This is a genomic window from Fructilactobacillus sp. YLN 2412 (assembly GCF_059488745.1).
In genome coordinates this window covers 1088412-1107474 of the sequence record NZ_CM183165.1, presented here as the reverse complement: position 1 = coordinate 1107474, position 19063 = coordinate 1088412, and the positions used below count along the sequence as shown (strand labels likewise).

Sequence of the window (19063 nt, the reverse complement as noted above, 5' to 3'; positions counted from 1 at the left end):
CAACACGATGACGTGTCAATACGATCATGAATTATTATCAAACTTAGAGCAAAAACAGCTACAACATCTTTCTATTAGTTTTGAAAATAAAGTTGTGATAATCGACTATCAACTTTTTAATGCTAATCCGGTAGTTAACGAAATGATTTATGGTTATAGCTGGATGGCTAACCTTAACCAACAAATTGTTGATGAGTATTCTGCTTGTCAATATGATACGATTGAAAAATTAATTCAAGATTTTGAAGACGGAAAATTAAATAACGATGATACGAAAGGCTGGACCCTATGAGTGAAGCACAAATTAAACGTGGGGCAATCTTTTATGCTGATTTATCTCCAGTAGTTGGATCTGAACAAGGTGGTTTGCGACCAGTATTGATTGTTCAAAATAATATTGGTAATCGATATAGCCCAACTGTAATTGTAGCTGCAATTACGGCTAAAATTTCTAAACCACGACTTCCAACTCATGTTGCAATTTCTGCTGCAGAATCCGGGATTGAAAAAGATTCAGTGATTTTGTTAGAACAAATTCGGACGATTGATAAACAGCGACTCAAAGATCATGTAACCCATTTAAAAGATAAAATAATGTATAAAGTAGATAAAGGTTTGGCACTTAGTCTGGCACTTAATGAAAGTGTTCAGTAGTTTCTTACATAATTAATTAAAGGGAATGAGAAGTATATCTCATTCCCTTTTATATTTACGTATCTCTGCTAACTGGTGATATACGTATGTTACAATCAAAATGATGTTTTAAGCTGAATAAGGAGAAAATTAAAATGAAAATGATTGTTGGTTTAGGAAATATTGGAAGTAAATATGCTGGGACCAGACATAATACTGGATTTATGGCAGTTGAAGCATTCAGTGAAAAAAATGGCATTAAACTTAGTCAACAAAAAATGGATGCAATTTATGGAACTGGGATAGTTGATGGTGAAAAAGTGATGGTAGTTGAGCCCACTACTTTTATGAATGAATCTGGTCGAGCAGTTGGACCATTGATGAAATTTTACAAGCTAAGTTTAGACGATTTAGTGGTTGTTTATGATGATATGGATTTACATGTTGGTCGAATCAGACTTAGAAATCACGGTTCTGCCGGCGGTCATAATGGAATTAAGAGTTTGATTGCTCATTTAGGAACTGATAAATTTAATCGTATTAAAATTGGTACGGATCATCCTAAACACGATAGTGTTGTTAACTATGTTTTGAGTAAATTTAGTTTAGAACAACAAGGACCTTTAGCAGAAGCATTGGATAAAACTGTAAGTGCTTTAGATGAATGGGTAGCAGGAACTGATTTTCAAAAATTAGAAAATGAATATAATTAAACTGAATTTTGCAGTAGGGAAGGTATATTGTGAAACTAAATGAAACTTTAAAAGAATTACCACAGTATCAAACAATTACTGATAATTTGCAGCTGGATATTAAACAATTAATAACTGGAACTAGCGGTTCTGCACAAAAACTGCTTTTAAAGGAATTAGTTAATGATCAAAAGCAATCCATGGTCTTTGTTACCGATACGATGGATCATGCCGATCAAGCAACCAAAGCGTTTAATGCTGTAATGGATAGTAGTCAGGTTTTTGAATTCCCGGCAGAAGAATTAATTGCAGCTGAAGTAGCAACTAGTTCACCAACTTATCGATCCGCCCGAGTAAAAGCTATGAATGCCTTACAAGCAAATCAGCCAGTGGTAGTGATAGTTTCGACTTCTGGATTAAAGCGTTATTTACCTGAACCACAGGACTTTAATGCGGCAAAATTGTCAATTGCTCTTGGCAATGATCTTGACTTAGAAAAATTGCAAAAGCAGTTAAGTAGTATGGGATATGTTCGTGATAGTATGGTTGCTGCACCTGGGGAATTTGCAGTTCGTGGTTCAATTGTTGATATTTACCCTTTAAACTCGGAATATCCAGTGCGAATTGATTTTTTTGATACAGAAGTTGATTCAATGCGATCTTTTGACCCGGCGACGCAACGAAGTATTAAAAATATTGAAGCAGTTAATGTTTTACCTGCAACTGATTTTTTACCTACATTAAAAGATCGAGAACATGGAATTAAACGTTTATCAGATCAGCTAAAAGAAGTTGATGATGAGGAATTAACTCAAAATATTCAACAAATTATTAGTGATTTAAAAGATAAAGTAACTGATCCTAAATGGAGTGAATATGCAGAATTTATTTTTCGCAAGGAAACTTCAATTTTAGATTATTTACCCGCTAATGGAATGGTAGTTTTTGATGATTATTTGCGAGTCAGGGACGCGGATAAACAGTTAGAAACTGACGAAGATAACTGGCGTCAATCAGTTATGCCAAATCATGAAATTTTTCTAAATCAACGATTCAGTCTTAACCTTAAAACAATTTTAGAAGAGGACCACCATTCACGGATCTTATTATCATTATTTCAAAGAGGACTGGGTCGTTTGAAATTAAATGATGTTGTTGATATCAAAGTTCGTCCTATGCAGCGTTTCTTTGGGCAAATGCCAGTTTTAAAAACAGAAATAGAACGCTATCAACAAGAAAAGGCAACCGTTGTCATCATGGTGTCTGACCAGGATCGGCTAGCAAAAGTATCGCAAACGTTACATGATTTTGATATTGATGTATTACAAACTAATGTAAATGAAATAGTACCAGAACGAGCCCAAATTGTAATTGGAGATCTGGATGATGGATTTGAGTTACCAGCTGCCAATTTAGCAGTTATTACTGAAAATGAACTTTTTAAACGAGTTAATGAACGGAAAAAACCGCGTCGTCAGATTCGGCACCAAACTTTTACCAATGCAGAAAGAATTAAAAGTTATACTGATTTAAAACCAGGGGACTATGTAGTTCATGTTAATCATGGAATTGGTCGTTATGATGGAATGAAAACCATGGAAGTGGATGGAAAACATCAAGATTATTTAACTATTACTTTTAAAAATGATGCCCATATTTTTATTCCAGTTACCCAATTAAATTTAATCCAAAAATATGTTGCTTCAGAAGATAAACATCCTCGTTTAAATAAACTCGGTGGAAACGAATGGGCTAAAACTAAGAGTAAAGTTTCAAAAAAAGTTGATGACATGGCTGACGAATTAGTTGATCTCTATGCCCAGCGAGAAAAAGAATCAGGATTTGCATTTCCAGAAGATGATGATTATCAAACAGAATTTGAAGAGGCGTTTCCTTATACACCAACTCCTGATCAAGTTCGTAGTGCAGATGAAATTAAACATGATATGGAACAGCCCCATCCGATGGATCGTTTATTAGTCGGAGATGTCGGTTATGGTAAAACTGAGGTAGCGATGCGAGCTGCTTTTAAAGCTGTTGAAGCTGGCAAACAGGTAGCTTTTTTGGTTCCCACTACTGTTTTAGCGCAACAACATTATGAAACTCTATTGAAGCGATTTGAAAACTTTCCAGTTAAAATTGGGGTATTATCTCGATTTAATAGTGCTAAGCAGACTAAACAAACGTTAGCTGATTTAAAAAATGGAACTATTGATATTATTGTTGGAACGCATCGGCTTTTATCTAAAGACGTAAAATATAAGGATTTAGGTCTTTTAATAGTGGATGAAGAACAGCGGTTTGGGGTTAAACATAAAGAAAGAATTAAAGAGCTAAAGAAAGATGTTGATGTTTTAACTTTAACTGCAACTCCAATTCCAAGAACATTGAACATGTCAATGATGGGAGTTAGGGACTTGTCAGTTATTGAAACCCCACCAGCCAATCGCTATCCAGTCCAAACTTATGTTATGGAACAAAATGATGCAGCAGTAGTCGATGGAATTCGACGAGAAATGCAACGTGGTGGGCAAGTATTTTATTTACACAATCGAGTTAAAGATATTGAACAAACTGTTGATAAGTTACAAAAGTTATTACCAGATGCTCGGATTGGTTATATTCACGGACAAATGACTGAAAAACAAATGGAACAAATTTTATATGACTTCATGAATGGTGATTATGATGTTTTGGTAACGACAACTATCATTGAGATTGGGGTTGATATGCCAAACGTTAATACATTGTTTGTTGAAAATGCGGATCACATGGGATTATCGCAACTTTATCAAATCAGAGGTCGAATTGGGCGAAGCAATCGAGTTGGACAAGCATATTTTATGTATCAACCTAACAAGGTATTGACTGAAGCCGGTGAAAATCGGTTGGAAGCTATTAAGGACTTTGCAGAATTAGGATCTGGGTTTAAAGTTGCTATGCGAGATCTCTCGATCCGGGGAGCTGGTAATGTTTTAGGACGACAACAACATGGATTCATTGATTCAGTTGGATATGATATGTACACCAAAATGCTTTCAGATGCAGTCAGCCAAAAGCAAGGTAAGCAGCGTAAAGTTGAAAAAACTGATGCAACGGTAGAACTTGGAATTGAAGCATATTTACCATCTGAATATATTGAGGATCAACAACAAAAAATTGAATTATATAAACGAATCCGTCAAATGGACAGTGAAGAACAGTTTACTAATTTACAAAGTGATTTGATTGATCGATTCGGAGAATATCCAGTGGCGGTTGCTAATTTATTAGATGTCGACTTAATTAAGATGTTGGCTGATTATACATTAATTGAAAAGATACGTAAGAATAAACAAGATATTACGGTTACTATGAGTGCAATGGGAACCAAAAGATATTCTAGTAAGGATATTTTACAGGCAATTTCAGTCACTGATTTTCGTTCTTCCGTTAAGGTAGTAGATGGACGTTATCAAATCAAATTGATTATTCAGCCAACCATGAAGGATTCGGAATGGTTAGCTGAATTGAAAAAGTTCATACAAACTCTTGCAAAAACGAGAACCAATCAAGACATTAAAAATGAAAGTTAGTTAGGAGAAAATAGATGCGAATTGATAAGTTTCTTAAAATTTCACGCATTATTAAACGGAGACCAGTTGCAAAGAAAATTTCTGATCAGGGACGGGTTTTTATAAATGGGAAAGAAGCCAAATCATCTAGTAAAGTCGGAGTAGGTGATGAAATTTTAATTAAGTTTGGAAACAAAGAACTAACGGTGCGAGTTCGCGAGTTATTACAAACTACTAAAAAATCTGATTCAGATCAAATGTATGAGGTCCTGGCAGAAAAATATGAACGAGATTATCAAAAAGAAAATGAAGAGTTATTGTAAAGTACAATTGGTTGTTGTATCATGACTTTAGTATGATTTTCTAATTTTGTTGGGAGAGTTGCGCATTGGAAAGAAGAAGCAATGTGGCTCAGTTACATTCCGCGATGGGATCAAAGGGGCCACAAAAACCACGTAAAAATAGATTGATTTCAAAACTGAGACAAAAACGAGCTTTGTTCATTTGTTTGGTTTTTGCAGTCATTTTGTTATTTTTAGGGTTTCAACTTTTCAGTGCTAAGTCACAACTTCATCGTGTAAATGCTGATATTAGTGAAAAAAAGGTAGAAGTTAAAAAACAGAATAAACAGCAAAAAAAATTAAAGCAGAGACAACAATTACTTAATAATGACGATTATGTAAAAGATTTAGCCCATTCCAAATATGGATATGTAAAAAAAGGTGAAATCACTTATCATTTTGTTAATAAATAAACCTTGTTTTAATTATTAAAGAAGTTCGATTTTGAACTTCTTTTTTTGTTATTAAATATATGTGATATAATGGCAACAATATTATTTAGGAGGAACGATTTTTGGCGCTTGAAATTGGAGAAATTGTTACAGGAAAAGTTTCTGGAATTACTGGATTTGGTGCTTTTGTGGATCTTGGCAATCATCAAACCGGTCTAGTTCATATTAGTGAAGTTTCTGATGGTTTTGTAAAAGATGTTCATGATATTTTAACAGTTGGTGATGAAGTTAAGGTAAAAGTTACTAAAATAGGTGATGATGGTAAGATTGGTTTATCTATTAGGAAAGCAACTGAAAATCATGAAGCTAGGAATACAAAGCAAGACCATCATGTTGCTCGTGATAATCATGCGGATCATTCCAGTCGCCATTCACAAAAGAATTTTGGAAGTCATAACCATCATGAAAACAAAGAAGAAAAATTTGATGATTTACTTTCTAATTTTCTTAAAGAAAGTGAAAGTCGGATGTCAGTGATAAAAAAGAACACCGAAGGTAAACGTGGCGGACGTGGTGGACGTCGGAGCTAATTAGATAAAACTAAGCTTTCTAGCTTGGTTTTTTATTATGGGGGCAACCAGGTGGATTTAGATTTTCGTTTTAAAACATTGGTGGAACGACAAAAAAGTTGGGAAAAGAATGAACCAATCGTTGTAGCAGTTTCAACTGGAGTAGACTCCATGGTGCTGCTTCATTTATTACAAAATTTGAAAAAGCGTTATCCTCGGATTATTGTTGCACATGTAAATCATCAACTTCGTTTGCAAAGTACCATTGAAGAGCAATTTATTCGCGATTATTGTAAAAAGTATCAACTTCAATTTGAAGTAGCACATTGGCATCATAAAAAAATTAATAGCGGGATGGAAAATAAAGCACGTTCCTTGCGGTATGATTTTTTTAAAATTGTGATGGAGCAATATCATGCTAAGGTTTTGCTGACGGCTCACCAGCAAAATGATCAGGCAGAGACTGTATTAATGAAGTTAGTTCGTTCTGGTAATTTAAATGAAGTACAGGGAATTCAAGCGACACGAACATTTTACAACGGCAAGTTGTTTCGGCCGTTATTGAATTTTACCCGTTCTGAAATTGAAACATACGCCCATCAACATCAACTTACATGGTTTGAAGATTCTACTAACCAGCAAAATATTACAATGCGTAATCGCATTCGCAATCAAATTATGCCTGACTTAATCAAAGAAAATAAAAATTCAATTAAACATTTAGCGGAATTTGCACAGCAAATACAAAGGCAAACTGCTGATAATTTGGCAATGGCAGATGCTTTATTGGAAAAGGATAAACTAAAAATTGGGAAAAATTTTGTTCAATATCGGTTTTTGCAAAATCAAGTTGGACTTAAAGCAATATTACAAGTATTACTTTTGAAATTAACAACTGAAATTCATTTAACTGAAAAACAATTATCTGAAGTTGAAAAGTTAATTAATAACTCCCAAAAACCGCAAGGCAAAATTAATCTAGGATTGGGATTTGTATTTCAAAAAAATTATCACTTAATCAAATTTTATAAAAATGATAATCGGCAGGACAAAATTTCACATGATTTTGCTTCCTTTATGGTAATATTAAATCACTGGTATAGTTTGCCGAACGGAAAAAGCTTTGGTGTATTTACAACCTCAAGTCTTCCGACGCAAACTTTTTTACGTAAAAGTATCTTTTTTTTAACACCTAATCAATTTCCTTTACATGTTAGAAAAAGTAGGTTGCATGACCGAATCAAATTAAAAAATGGTGGAAGTAAAAGTGTTCGCCGGTTGTTCATTGACAAAAAATTAACTAATGAGCAGCGAGAAAATGCGATGTCTTTAATAGCAGCTGATGACAAAGTTTTATCTGTGATTGGGTTTCAGGAAAGCGTGCTAGAGTCATCAGTTGATTCTGAAAAATATATCTTAGTAGTAAATGAAAGGGATTAATAATGAATGACGATATCCAGAAAGTTCTGTACAGTGAGAAAATGATTCAAGATACCTGTGCCGAGTTAGGGAAAGCCTTGACGGCAGATTATCAAGATAAACAGCCATTGGTAATTTGTGTCTTAAAAGGTGCGGTACCGTTTACAGCAGACCTAATTAAAAAAATGAATATTTATATGGATGTTGATTTTATTGATGTTTCAAGTTATAAAGGTGGTACTGCTTCAACTGGGGAAGTTGAATTAGTAAAAGATATCGATACTGATGTTAGTGGCCGAGACGTACTGTTTATTGATGATATTATTGATACTGGGAATACTTTGAAATATTTAAAAGAACTTTTAAAAGATCGTGGTGCAAAATCAATTAAAATATGTACTTTAATGGACAAACCTGAGGCACGAAAACATGCAACCATGACGGCCGATTATGTTGGTTTTGATGTTCCTAATGAGTTTTTGGTGGGATATGGTTTGGATTATCAGGGTAAGTATCGAAACCTACCTTATGTCGGTATTTTAAAACCAGAAGTTTATCAAAGGTAATAATTCGTTTCATATTTACAAAAGTGATAACATTTGTATGTTAATTAAGAAAAAGATGGAGGGCACAAATGAAAAATAATAAAAATGGACTTTTTAAAAGTAGTCTGTTTTATATCATCGTTTTTGTGTTAGCAATGGGGGTCATCCTTTTTGCAACTGGTGGAGCTGGTGGTGGAAATTCACAGAGTCAAAAGATTCAGTCTAGTCAGTTCACTAAAGACTTAAAGAGTAACAAAATTAAGAATTTTGGGATTCAGTCTTCTGATGGTGTATATAAAGTTACAGGAGAGTATCGAACTCCACAAACTGTTAAACAATCTAGTGATGGAATGTCTTTTAAGGTTGGACCAAAAGGTATTTCCAAAGCGGGATCATCTAATACTAAGACAAAACAATTTACTACAACTGTCTTGAAAAGTGATTCCTCTGTAAAATCAATTAGTGATTTAGCTAAGAAAAACAACGTTTCGATGAACGCTAAACCTACTCAATCAAATGGATTTTGGTTGAACTTAATTATTTCCGTTCTTCCTTTATTAATCTTTATTTATTTATTTTATATGATGATGAAGCAAGCTGGCGGCGGAGCTGGTGGACCTGGCGGAGTTATGAAAGTTGGTAAAAGTCAGGCTAAGCCAGTTAAAAGCAAAGTCCGTTTTAAAGATGTTGCTGGTGAAGACGAAGAAAAACAAGAATTAGTTGAAGTTGTAGAATTTTTAAAAGATCCAAAGAAATTTACTAGCTTAGGCGCAGTTATTCCAAAAGGTGTTTTACTTGAGGGTCCTCCTGGTACTGGTAAAACATTATTAGCAAAAGCAGTTGCTGGTGAAGCAAATGTTCCATTTTACTCACTTTCTGGTTCTGATTTCGTAGAAATGTTTGTTGGAGTTGGAGCTAGTCGAGTACGTGATTTGTTTGCTAACGCCAAGAAAAATGCTCCTGCCATTATTTTCATTGATGAAATTGATGCCGTAGGAAGACGTCGTGGTGCTGGAATGGGCGGCGGACATGATGAACGAGAACAAACTTTAAACCAGTTGTTAGTTGAAATGGATGGGTTTTCAGGTAATGAAGGAGTCATTGTTATTGCTGCTACCAACCGTGCTGATGTATTGGATCCAGCTTTAACTCGGCCTGGTCGTTTTGACCGTAAGATTTTAGTTGGTCAGCCAGATGTTCGTGGTAGAGAAGCGATTTTGAAAGTCCATTCTAAAGATAAACCGATGGGGCCAGATGTTGATTTGAAAGAAATTGCCAAACAAACTCCTGGTTTTGTCGGAGCTGATTTAGCTAATCTGTTGAATGAAGGAGCTTTATTAGCTGCTCGAAGAAACAGTAAGGTTATTACGGCTGCTGATATGGATGAAGCTGAAGATCGTGTTATCGCTGGCCCAGCCAAGCGAAATCGAGTTATTAGCCAACACGAACGTGAAGTTGTGGCAAATCATGAGGCTGGACATACAATTGTTGGCTTGGTCTTAAATGATGCTCGAGTGGTTCATAAGGTTACAATTGTTCCTCGTGGTCGTGCTGGTGGATATGCAATTATGTTACCTAAAGAAGATCAGCAGTTAATGTCTAAGAAAGATGCAATGGAACAAATTGCTGGAATGATGGGTGGACGTAGTGCGGAAGAAATTGTTTTCCATTCTGAATCGTCTGGTGCTTCAAATGATTTTCAACAAGCAACCCAAATTGCCCGCGCAATGGTTACTCAATATGGAATGACTGATAAGTTAGGAACGGTTACCTTAGAAGATCCTAATGCAGATCCATATGCTGCTCCTAAATATTCCCAAGATACGGCAGCTAAAATTGATGAAGAGGTTAAACGCTTTACTAATGAAGGTCATCGTGAAGCTCGTGAGATTATTGAATCCCATCGTGAACAACATAAAGCAATTGCAGATGCCTTATTAAAATATGAAACTTTAGATGAAAAAGAAATCTTGAGTCTCTATAAAACTGGTAAAATGCCGGCCAAAACTGATGCACAACCAGTAAATGAACAAGAAACATTTTCGGAAGCAAAAAAAATAATTGATGCTAAAGAAAACGAACATGAAAAGAAATTAGAAAATGAAATCAAACATCACGATGATGATGAAGATTAAAATAGTAAAAGAACGCGAGCATTTATGCTGGCGCTCTTTTCGAATTTAACAAAAAAATTAAGGAGAAACTAAGATGAGTGAAAATGATGTGTTAGTAAAGGCTTTAACCAAAGATCAAAATTTTCGAGTTTTTGCTTTAAATGCTACTGGGGTAGTAAAACAAGCCCAAAAGAATCATCAAATGACCAGTACAGCAACTGCTGCGCTTGGAAGAACCTTGATTGCTAGTCTTCTTTTAGCTAATTCTGCTTTAAAAGGGAAAGAAAGCATGACGGTTAGATTAAATGGACAAGGTCCAGTTGGCGGAATGATTGTAGATGCTGATGCCCATGGTCATATTAAAGGATATGTTCAACATGCAAATGTTAGTTTGCCTAAAACCACTGATGATAAAATTAATGTAGCTGATGCCGTTGGAAAAGATGGATTTCTAGAAGTTTTGAAAAACCAAGGTGGCACAAAACCATATACTAGTAGTGTTCCCTTAGTAAATGGAAAAATTGGCGATGATTTTGCTTATTATTTAGCAAAGTCAGAACAAATCCCATCAGCTATTGGAGTTGGAATTGCTTTTAACAATGATGACCAAGTTAAAGTTGCTGGTGGTTACTTAATTCAAACAATGCCAGGAGCAGTTGATGATGCGATTGAAAAATTAGAAATTAAATTAAAAAAATTGCCCAATATTTCTACAATGTTAGAAGAAAACCCTAATCCAGAATATATTTTAAATAAGTTATTTGGCAAGGATAATTTAGACATTGTAGAACATTTGTCAGTTTCATTTGAATGTAATTGTTCTAAAGAAAAATTTGCAAAAAGTATTGCTTCAATTGGGGAAAAAGATTTACAACAAATTATTGATGAAGATCACGGTGCTGAAGTAGTTTGCAATTTTTGTGGTAAACAATATAATTTTTTAGAAGACGATTTATTAAAAATTATGAATGAAAAGGAAAAGTAAATGAATAATAAAGATAGAAGTTGGAAAATTGGGAATGTGAAAATTGAAAACCCATTGGTTGTTGCACCGATGGCCGGGGTAACTAATTCAGCTTTTCGATTAATTTGTAAAAAATTTGGAGCGGGTTTAGTTGTTTGTGAAATGATTTCTGATCGTGGGATCATGTTTAATAATCAAAAAACACTTGATATGGTAAATGTAGAAGCAACTGAACATCCAATGAGTATTCAAATTTTTGGTGGTAATAAGGATACTTTAGTTGAAGCAGCTAAGTTTATTGATCAAAAGACAGCTGCAGATGTGATTGACATTAATATGGGGTGTCCAGTAAATAAGGTAGTTAAAACTGATGCTGGTGCTCGTTGGTTGCTTGATCCAGATAAAGTTTATGAAATGGTTTCCTATGTTACAGATGCTGTTAGTAAGCCTGTGACTGTTAAGATGAGAACTGGATGGGATGACAATCATCTTTATGCAGTTCGTAATGCGCTAGCTGCTGAAAAAGCGGGAGCAGCAGCGGTTGCAATGCATGGTCGTACCAGAGAACAGATGTACATGGGACATGCTAATTGGGAAATATTAAAAGAAGTTGCTGATGCTTTAACCATCCCTTTCATGGGAAATGGGGATGTTACAAGTCCGCAGATGGCTAAACAAATGTTAGATGAGGTTGGAGTTACTGCTGTAATGATGGGTCGTGCTGTTGAAGGTAATCCTTGGATTTTAAAGCAAACTAATCATTATTTAGAAACTGGTGAATTGTTAGAAAAACCAAGTGTTGCGGAACAGATCCAAACTGCTAAAGATCATTTACATGGATTGGTTAAGTTAAAGGGAGATTACGTCGGTTCACATCAATTTAGAGGACAAGCAGCATACTATTTAAAGGGAATTCCTCACTCTGCACGAACGAAGGTTGCGCTTACTAGTGCTGATTCTGAAGCTGAAATGAATCAGATTATGGATAATTTTGTAGCTAAAACTGAAGCTAGAATTAAAAAAAGTAAAGCATTTGCGCATGGTTAATGAGGACTATGTTAAAATTAAAATAGTTATTTAGTTTGGAGGAATTAGTGTGGGACAAGATCCTAAGCAAAAAAGAAAACAAGAAAGACAAATGAATGATCAGATGCGGGTTCGTCGTGAAAAAATGAATGAACTGCGTGAAGAAGGAATTGATCCTTTTGGTCATGAATTTAAGCCAACGGCATTGGCAAAAGAATTAACTGAAAAATATGATAAATTTACCAAAGAAGAATTAGAAGAAAAAGACATTACAGTTACAATCGCAGGTCGAATGGTAGCTAAACGCGGGAGTGGAAAAGTTGGTTTCGCAGACATTCTTGATCGTTCTGGTAAAATTCAAGTCTATGTTCGTAAAGATGTAGTAGGCGATGAAAATTACCATATTTTTAAACGTTCTGATATTGGTGATTTCCTTGGTTTCACTGGTGAAGTGATTAAAACTGATTTGGGTCAGTTAACCATTAAACCAACTCATGTTACATTTCTATCAAAAGCCTTGCGTCCATTGCCAGATAAATATCATGGCTTGCAAAACAAAGAACAAAAGTATCGTCAGCGTTATTTAGATTTAATTTCTAATCGTGAAAGTTTTGATCGTTTTCAAAAGCGAGCAAAAATTATTAAAGCTGTTAGAAATTATCTTGATAATACTTTGGATTTTACAGAAGTAGAAACTCCTGTGCTACATCCATCTGCTGGAGGTGCATCTGCACGTCCATTTGTTACTCATCATAATGCACTTGATATTCAATTATACCTTCGAATTGCACTTGAATTGCATTTGAAACGTTTAATTGTTGGTGGTATGGGTCGAGTTTATGAAATTGGCCGAGTATTTAGAAATGAAGGAATGGATAAGGAACACAATCCTGAATTTACTGAATTAGAAAGTTATGCTGCTTATTATGACTTTCGAGATGTAATGGATGAAACAGAAGGAATTTTTCGGGCTGCTGCTAAAGTAGTAAGTAATGATGGTATGATTACTTATCAAGGTTCTGAAGTTGACCTAGCTAAACCATTTAAACGAATTCATATGGTAGATGCTATTAAGGAAGCCACAGGGGTTGATTTTTGGCCTTCAATGTCTGATGAAGATGCTAAAAAATTAGCTGATGATCATGGTGTTAAGTATGAAAACTATTGGAAAGTAGGTCATATTATTAATGCTTTCTTTGAAAAGTTTGTGGAACCTACGATTACAGATCCAACCTTTGTATATGGTCATCCGATTGAGATTTCGCCACTTGCAAAAAAGAATGCTAAAGATCCCCGCTTTACTGATCGGTTTGAACTTTATATTTTAGGAAATGAATATGCAAATGCATTTTCAGAATTAAATGATCCAATTGATCAAAAACAGCGTTTCGAAGCACAAGTAAAAGAACGTGAAGCGGGTAATGACGAAGCACAAGGAATTGATGAAGATTATGTAAAAGCTTTGGAATATGGCATGCCTCCTACTGGTGGTTTAGGAATTGGAATTGATCGATTGGTAATGTTATTAACTGATGCTCCATCAATTCGTGATGTGCTTTTATTTCCAACTATGCGTCCTGAAGAAGAAAATAATTAATTTTAATTTGGTACTTTCAATTTTATTTGGAAGTGCTTTTTTATTTGACTTTTTTTGACCAAGTTGTTGACATGGTATTTAGAAGGGTGTATATTATTAATTGTCGCTTGAGGGATGACAAGTTTTTATGATTAATGATTGAAAATAAATTTTTTAAAATTAATTGTTAAAAGTGTTTGACATTCTTTGACCAATGATATATACTAATAATTGTTCGTTAGGAAATGATTACGAAATGTTTTTATGCATTAATCTTTAAGTAATTGAGTTTTTTAAAATTAATTAAGTGAAATCATTGACAATTATTTTTAAACGAGTTATGATAGTAAATGCACTGCAGAAGCAGTGCAAGAGTAGATCTTTGAAAACTGAACAAGATTTTGATTACAAAAGTGTAAGGTAATCTTTAAACTTAGTTTAAAGATTAAAACATTATGCAAAGTCAATTTGCTTTAAGAAATAAAATAAATAAGAGCTAGTAAAGTTCTCATTTTTAAAATGAGAGTTTGATCCTGGCTCAGGACGAACGTTGGCGGCGTGCCTAATACATGCAAGTCGAACGAGGTCTCCTAACTGATAGCTGGTGCTTGCATCAGCTTGACGATAGATCTGACCGAGTGGCGAACTGGTGAGTAACACGTGGGTAACCTGCCCAGAAGAAGGGGATAACACCTGGAAACAGATGCTAATACCGTATAACAACGAGAACCACATGGTTCTCGTTTGAAAGATGGCTTTTATGCTATCGCTTCTGGATGGACCCGCGGCGTATTAGCTAGTTGGTGAGATAATAGCTCACCAAGGCAATGATACGTAGCAGACCTGAGAGGGTAATCTGCCACAATGGGACTGAGACACGGCCCATACTCCTACGGGAGGCAGCAGTAGGGAATCTTCCACAATGGACGAAAGTCTGATGGAGCAACGCCGCGTGAGTGAAGAAGGGTTTCGGCTCGTAAAACTCTGTTGTTAGAGAAGAACGGCCGTGAGAGCAACTGCTCACGGTGTGACGGTATCTAACCAGAAAGTCACGGCTAACTACGTGCCAGCAGCCGCGGTAATACGTAGGTGGCAAACGTTGTCCGGATTTATTGGGCGTAAAGCGAGCGCAGGCGGTTTTCTAAGTCTGATGTGAAAGCCTTCGGCTTAACCGGAGAAGTGCATCGGAAACTGGATAACTTGAGTGCAGAAAAGGACAGTGGAACTTCATGTGTAGCGGTGAAATGCGTAGATATATGAAGGAACACCAGTGGCGAAGGCGGCTGTCTGGTCTGCATCTGACGCTGAGGCTCGAAAGCATGGGTAGCAAACAGGATTAGATACCCTGGTAGTCCATGCCGTAAACGATGAATGCTAGGTGTTGGGAGGTTTCCGCCTCTCAGTGCCGCAGCTAACGCATTAAGCATTCCGCCTGGGGAGTACGACCGCAAGGTTGAAACTCAAAGGAATTGACGGGGACCCGCACAAGCGGTGGAGCATGTGGTTTAATTCGATGCTACGCGAAGAACCTTACCAGGACTTGACATCTTCTGTTAACCTAAGAGATTAGGTGTCCCCTTCGGGGGCAGAATGACAGGTGGTGCATGGTTGTCGTCAGCTCGTGTCGTGAGATGTTGGGTTAAGTCCCGCAACGAGCGCAACCCTTGTCTTTAGTTGCCAGCATTAAGTTGGGCACTCTAGAGAGACTGCCGGTGATAAACCGGAGGAAGGTGGGGATGACGTCAAATCATCATGCCCCTTATGTCCTGGGCTACACACGTGCTACAATGGACGGTACAACGAGTTGCGAAACCGCAAGGTCAAGCTAATCTCTTAAAGCCGTTCTCAGTTCGGATTGCAGGCTGCAACTCGCCTGCATGAAGTTGGAATCGCTAGTAATCGTGGATCAGCATGCCACGGTGAATACGTTCCCGGGTCTTGTACACACCGCCCGTCACACCATGAGAGTTTGTAACACCCAAAGTCGGTTGGATAACCTTTACGGAGTCCGCCGCCTAAGGTGGGACAGATGATTAGGGTGAAGTCGTAACAAGGTAGCCGTAGGAGAACCTGCGGCTGGATCACCTCCTTTCTAAGGAAAAATTCGGAACTTACACCGATCAAAATCTTGCTCAGTTTTGAGAGTATCTACTCTCAGACTTTGTTCTTTGAAAACTAGATAATATTATTTTCTGTAAAAATTATATTTTTAATATAATTTCAACCGAGAAATAACCATTGTGTTATTTGAGTTTTTTAAATTAATAGTTTAATCGCTAAACTCAATAATTTATAATCCGAAGGATTATAGGTTAAGTTAAAAAGGGCGCATGGTGAATGCCTTGGTACTAGGAGCCGATGAAGGACGGAACTAACACCGATATGCTTCGGGGAGCTGTACGTAAGCTTTGATCCGGAGATTTCCGAATGAGGAAACTCGACCAGTGTCATGACTGGTCACTGCGTAGTGAATACATAGCTGCGCAGAGGCAGACGTGGGGAACTGAAACATCTAAGTACCCACAGGAATATAAAGAAATTTCGATTCCCAAAGTAGCGGCGAGCGAACTGGGAATAGCCCAAACCGGACCTTTATGGTCCGGGGTTGTAGGACTGAACATTTGAGTTACAAAAGTATTTGATAATTGAAGCAGCTGGGAAGCTGCACCAAAGAGAGTGATAGTCTCGTAAATGAAATCGAATACCCTCAGTTCAGGATCCTGAGTACGGCGCCACACGTGTAACGGCGTCGGAATCCGGGAGGACCATCTCCCAAGGCTAAATACTCCCTAGTGACCGATAGTGAACCAGTACCGTGAGGGAAAGGTGAAAAGCACCCCGGAAGGGGAGTGAAATAGTTCCTGCAACCATGTGCCTACAAGCAGTTAGAGCCCGTTAACGGGTGATAGCGTGCCTTTTGTAGAATGAACCGGCGAGTTACAGTTGCATGCAAGGTTAAGCCGAAAAAGCGGAGCCGTAGCGAAAGCAAGTCTTAAGAGGGCGTTTTAGTATGTTGCCGTAGACCCGAAACCAGGTGATCTATCCATGTCCAGGATGAAAGTGCGGTAATACGCACCGGAGGTCCGAACCCGTGTACGTTGAAAAGTGCTGGGATGAGGTGTGGATAGCGGTGAAATTCCAAACGAACTTGGAGATAGCTGGTTCTCTCCGAAATAGCTTTAGGGCTAGCCTCGGAATTAGAATCGTGGAGGTAGAGCCACTGTTTGAGCAAGGGGTCCATCTAGGATTACTGAGTTCAGATAAACTCCGAATACCACTGATTTATGTCCGGGAGTCAGACGATGAGTGATAAGATCCATCGTCGAAAGGGGAACAGCCCAGACCGCCAGTTAAGGTCCCTAAATATATGCTAAGTGGAAAAGGTAGTGAAGTTGCATAGACAACTAGGATGTTGGCTCAGAAGCAGCCATCATTTAAAGAGTGCGTAATAGCTCACTAGTCGAGTGATTCTGCGCCGAAAATTTACCGGGGCTAAGCATATTACCGAGACTGCGGACGCAACTACGTTGCGTGATAGGAGAGCGTTCTAAGGGCAATGAAGGCAGACCGCAAGGACTGCTGGAGCGCTTAGAAGTGAGAATGCCGGTATGAGTAGCGAAAGATCAGTGAGAATCTGGTCCACCGAATGACTAAGGTTTCCTGGGGAAGGCTCGTCCTCCCAGGGTTAGTCGGGACCTAAGCCGAGGCTGAGAAGCGTAGGCGATGGATAACAGGTTGAGATTCCTGTACTAGTTAATTATGTTTGAACAATGGAGGGACGCAGAAGGCTAAGTTATGCATACTGATGGATATGTATGTTCAAATCGTAAGTCAGGTTATGAGTTAAATGCTTGTAGCCGGGTTGACAAGCGATGATGAGGATCGAAATTTAAGTAGAGAAGTAACCCATGTCACGCTGCCGAGAAAAGCTTCTAGTTAGTAATTAATTACCCGTACCGCAAACCGACACAGGTAGTCGAGGAGAGTATCCTCAGGTGAGCGAGAGAACTCTCGTTAAGGAACTCGGCAAAATGACCCCGTAACTTCGGAAGAAGGGGTGCTGGCCTCACGGCCAGCCGCAGTGAAAAGACTCAAACGACTGTTTATCAAAAACACAGGTTTATGCAAAATCGTAAGATGAAGTATATGGGCTGACGCCTGCCCGGTGCTGGAAGGTTAAGTGGAAAGGTTAGCTTCGGCAAAGCCTCGAAATGAAGCCCCAGTAAACGGCGGCCGTAACTATAACGGTCCTAAGGTAGCGAAATTCCTTGTCGGGTAAGTTCCGACCCGCACGAAAGGCGTAACGATTTGAGTACTGTCTCAACGAGAGACTCGGTGAAATTAAGATACCTGTGAAGAAGCAGGTTACCCGCGACAGGACGGAAAGACCCCATGGAGCTTTACTGTAGCTTGATATTGGGTGTTTACATAGCTTGTACAGGATAGGTAGGAGCCATAGAAGCCGGAACGCTAGTTTCGGTGGAGGCGTCAGTGGGATACTACCCTTGCTATGTGAACACTCTAACCCTGAGCACTTAACGTGCTCGGAGACAGTGTCTGGTTGGCAGTTTGACTGGGGCGGTCGCCTCCTAAATAGTAACGGAGGCGCTCAAAGGTTTGCTTAGAATGGTTGGAAATCATTTGTAAAGTGTAAAGGCAAAAGCAAGCTTGACTGTGAGACAAACAGGTCGAGCAGGGACGAAAGTCGGACTTAGTGATCCGGTGGTACCATATGGAAGGGCCATCGCTCAACGGATAAAAGCTACCCTGGGGATAACAGGCTTATCTCCCCCAAGAGTTCACATCGACGGGGAGGTTTGGCACCTCGATGTCGGCTCATCGCATCCTGGGGCTGTAGTTGGTCCCAAGGGTTGGGCTGTTCGCCCATTAAAGCGGTACGCGAGCTGGGTTCAGAACGTCGTGAGACAGTTCGGTCCCTATCCGTCGCGGGCGCAGGAAATTTGAGAGGAGCTGTCCCTAGTACGAGAGGACCGGGATGGACATACCGCTGGTGTATCAGTTGCGCCGCCAGGCGCATTGCTGAGTAGCTATGTATGGATGAGATAAACGCTGAAAGCATCTAAGTGTGAAACTCGCCTCAAGATGAGATTTCCCATTCCTATATGGAAGTAAGACTCCTGAAAGATGATCAGGTCGATAGGTTAGAAGTGGAAGCATAGTGATATGTGAAGCGGACTAATACTAATCAGTCGAGGACTTAACCAAGGAAGACACAGG

General features: G+C 38.1%; 13 protein-coding genes and 2 rRNA genes. All 15 read left to right on the top strand.

The genetic code is table 11. The features are described 5' to 3' along the window. The first annotated feature begins 7 nt into the window (after window positions 1-7). The 15 genes from AC0GLR_RS05615 (at window position 8) to AC0GLR_RS05545 (ending at window position 19051) form a co-directional block, all read left to right on the top strand. Entirely contained in the window at window positions 8-292 is a 285-nt protein-coding gene (locus AC0GLR_RS05615) for a hypothetical protein (RefSeq protein WP_495604482.1), read from the top strand. Further along, the gene (locus AC0GLR_RS05610) at window positions 289-654 is read left to right on the top strand and encodes a type II toxin-antitoxin system PemK/MazF family toxin (protein ID WP_495604481.1); all 366 of its coding nucleotides are present in this window, start codon (window positions 289-291) and stop codon (window positions 652-654) included. Before AC0GLR_RS05615 ends, AC0GLR_RS05610 begins: the two co-directional genes overlap by 4 nt. A 134-nt stretch (window positions 655-788) precedes the next feature. Further along, complete coding sequence (gene pth / locus AC0GLR_RS05605; protein ID WP_495604480.1) at window positions 789-1346, top strand: aminoacyl-tRNA hydrolase; 558 nt, start codon at window positions 789-791, stop codon at window positions 1344-1346. Window positions 1347-1375: 29 nt separating this feature from the next. After that, window positions 1376-4900: a transcription-repair coupling factor gene (mfd, locus tag AC0GLR_RS05600; protein ID WP_495604479.1), complete on the top strand. Its 3525-nt coding sequence runs from the start codon at window positions 1376-1378 to the stop codon at window positions 4898-4900. Between the two features lie 14 nt (window positions 4901-4914). Then, window positions 4915-5202 carry an RNA-binding S4 domain-containing protein gene (locus AC0GLR_RS05595; RefSeq protein ID WP_495604478.1) on the top strand — a complete coding sequence of 96 codons (288 nt, stop codon included), beginning with the start codon at window positions 4915-4917 and terminating at the stop codon, window positions 5200-5202. Window positions 5203-5267: 65 nt separating this feature from the next. Beyond that, window positions 5268-5633: an FtsB family cell division protein gene (locus AC0GLR_RS05590; protein ID WP_495604477.1), complete on the top strand. Its 366-nt coding sequence runs from the start codon at window positions 5268-5270 to the stop codon at window positions 5631-5633. A gap of 101 nt (window positions 5634-5734) precedes the next feature. Continuing rightward, window positions 5735-6202, top strand: coding sequence for a S1 domain-containing RNA-binding protein (locus AC0GLR_RS05585; RefSeq protein ID WP_495604476.1), 468 nt, complete (start codon window positions 5735-5737; stop codon window positions 6200-6202). A 51-nt stretch (window positions 6203-6253) separates the two neighbouring features. Beyond that, window positions 6254-7621 carry a tRNA lysidine(34) synthetase TilS gene (tilS, locus tag AC0GLR_RS05580; RefSeq protein ID WP_495604475.1) on the top strand — a complete coding sequence of 456 codons (1368 nt, stop codon included), beginning with the start codon at window positions 6254-6256 and terminating at the stop codon, window positions 7619-7621. A gap of 2 nt (window positions 7622-7623) precedes the next feature. Then, window positions 7624-8166, top strand: coding sequence for a hypoxanthine phosphoribosyltransferase (gene hpt, locus AC0GLR_RS05575; protein ID WP_495604474.1), 543 nt, complete (start codon window positions 7624-7626; stop codon window positions 8164-8166). Between the two features lie 68 nt (window positions 8167-8234). Further along, the gene (ftsH, locus tag AC0GLR_RS05570; protein WP_495604473.1) at window positions 8235-10280 is read left to right on the top strand and encodes an ATP-dependent zinc metalloprotease FtsH; all 2046 of its coding nucleotides are present in this window, start codon (window positions 8235-8237) and stop codon (window positions 10278-10280) included. A gap of 73 nt (window positions 10281-10353) precedes the next feature. Then, window positions 10354-11244 carry an Hsp33 family molecular chaperone HslO gene (hslO, locus tag AC0GLR_RS05565; RefSeq protein WP_495604472.1) on the top strand — a complete coding sequence of 297 codons (891 nt, stop codon included), beginning with the start codon at window positions 10354-10356 and terminating at the stop codon, window positions 11242-11244. Next, window positions 11245-12270: a tRNA dihydrouridine synthase DusB gene (dusB, locus tag AC0GLR_RS05560; protein WP_495604471.1), complete on the top strand. Its 1026-nt coding sequence runs from the start codon at window positions 11245-11247 to the stop codon at window positions 12268-12270. A gap of 91 nt (window positions 12271-12361) precedes the next feature. Further along, window positions 12362-13846, top strand: a complete 1485-nt coding sequence (gene lysS / locus AC0GLR_RS05555) for a lysine--tRNA ligase (RefSeq protein ID WP_495605424.1) — start codon at window positions 12362-12364, stop codon at window positions 13844-13846. A 494-nt stretch (window positions 13847-14340) separates the two neighbouring features. After that, window positions 14341-15917: ribosomal RNA gene (locus AC0GLR_RS05550) — 16S ribosomal RNA — on the top strand. 218 nt (window positions 15918-16135) lie between these two features. Beyond that, window positions 16136-19051 (top strand): 23S ribosomal RNA (locus AC0GLR_RS05545). The 16S and 23S rRNA genes sit together here, the layout of an rRNA operon. Window positions 19052-19063 lie beyond the last annotated feature (12 nt).

What these genes read in the sequence shown, in the direction of transcription:
- ftsH (WP_495604473.1), top strand. Translation starts at nt 8,235, where the DNA reads ATGAAAAATAATAAAAATGGACTTTTTAAAAGTAGTCTGTTTTATATC.
- pth (WP_495604480.1), top strand. Translation starts at nt 789, where the DNA reads ATGAAAATGATTGTTGGTTTAGGAAATATTGGAAGTAAATATGCTGGG.
- AC0GLR_RS05595 (WP_495604478.1), top strand. Translation starts at nt 4,915, where the DNA reads ATGCGAATTGATAAGTTTCTTAAAATTTCACGCATTATTAAACGGAGA.
- hslO (WP_495604472.1), top strand. Translation starts at nt 10,354, where the DNA reads ATGAGTGAAAATGATGTGTTAGTAAAGGCTTTAACCAAAGATCAAAAT.
- AC0GLR_RS05610 (WP_495604481.1), top strand. Translation starts at nt 289, where the DNA reads ATGAGTGAAGCACAAATTAAACGTGGGGCAATCTTTTATGCTGATTTA.
- AC0GLR_RS05615 (WP_495604482.1), top strand. Translation starts at nt 8, where the DNA reads ATGACGTGTCAATACGATCATGAATTATTATCAAACTTAGAGCAAAAA.
- hpt (WP_495604474.1), top strand. Translation starts at nt 7,624, where the DNA reads ATGAATGACGATATCCAGAAAGTTCTGTACAGTGAGAAAATGATTCAA.
- lysS (WP_495605424.1), top strand. Translation starts at nt 12,362, where the DNA reads ATGAATGATCAGATGCGGGTTCGTCGTGAAAAAATGAATGAACTGCGT.
- dusB (WP_495604471.1), top strand. Translation starts at nt 11,245, where the DNA reads ATGAATAATAAAGATAGAAGTTGGAAAATTGGGAATGTGAAAATTGAA.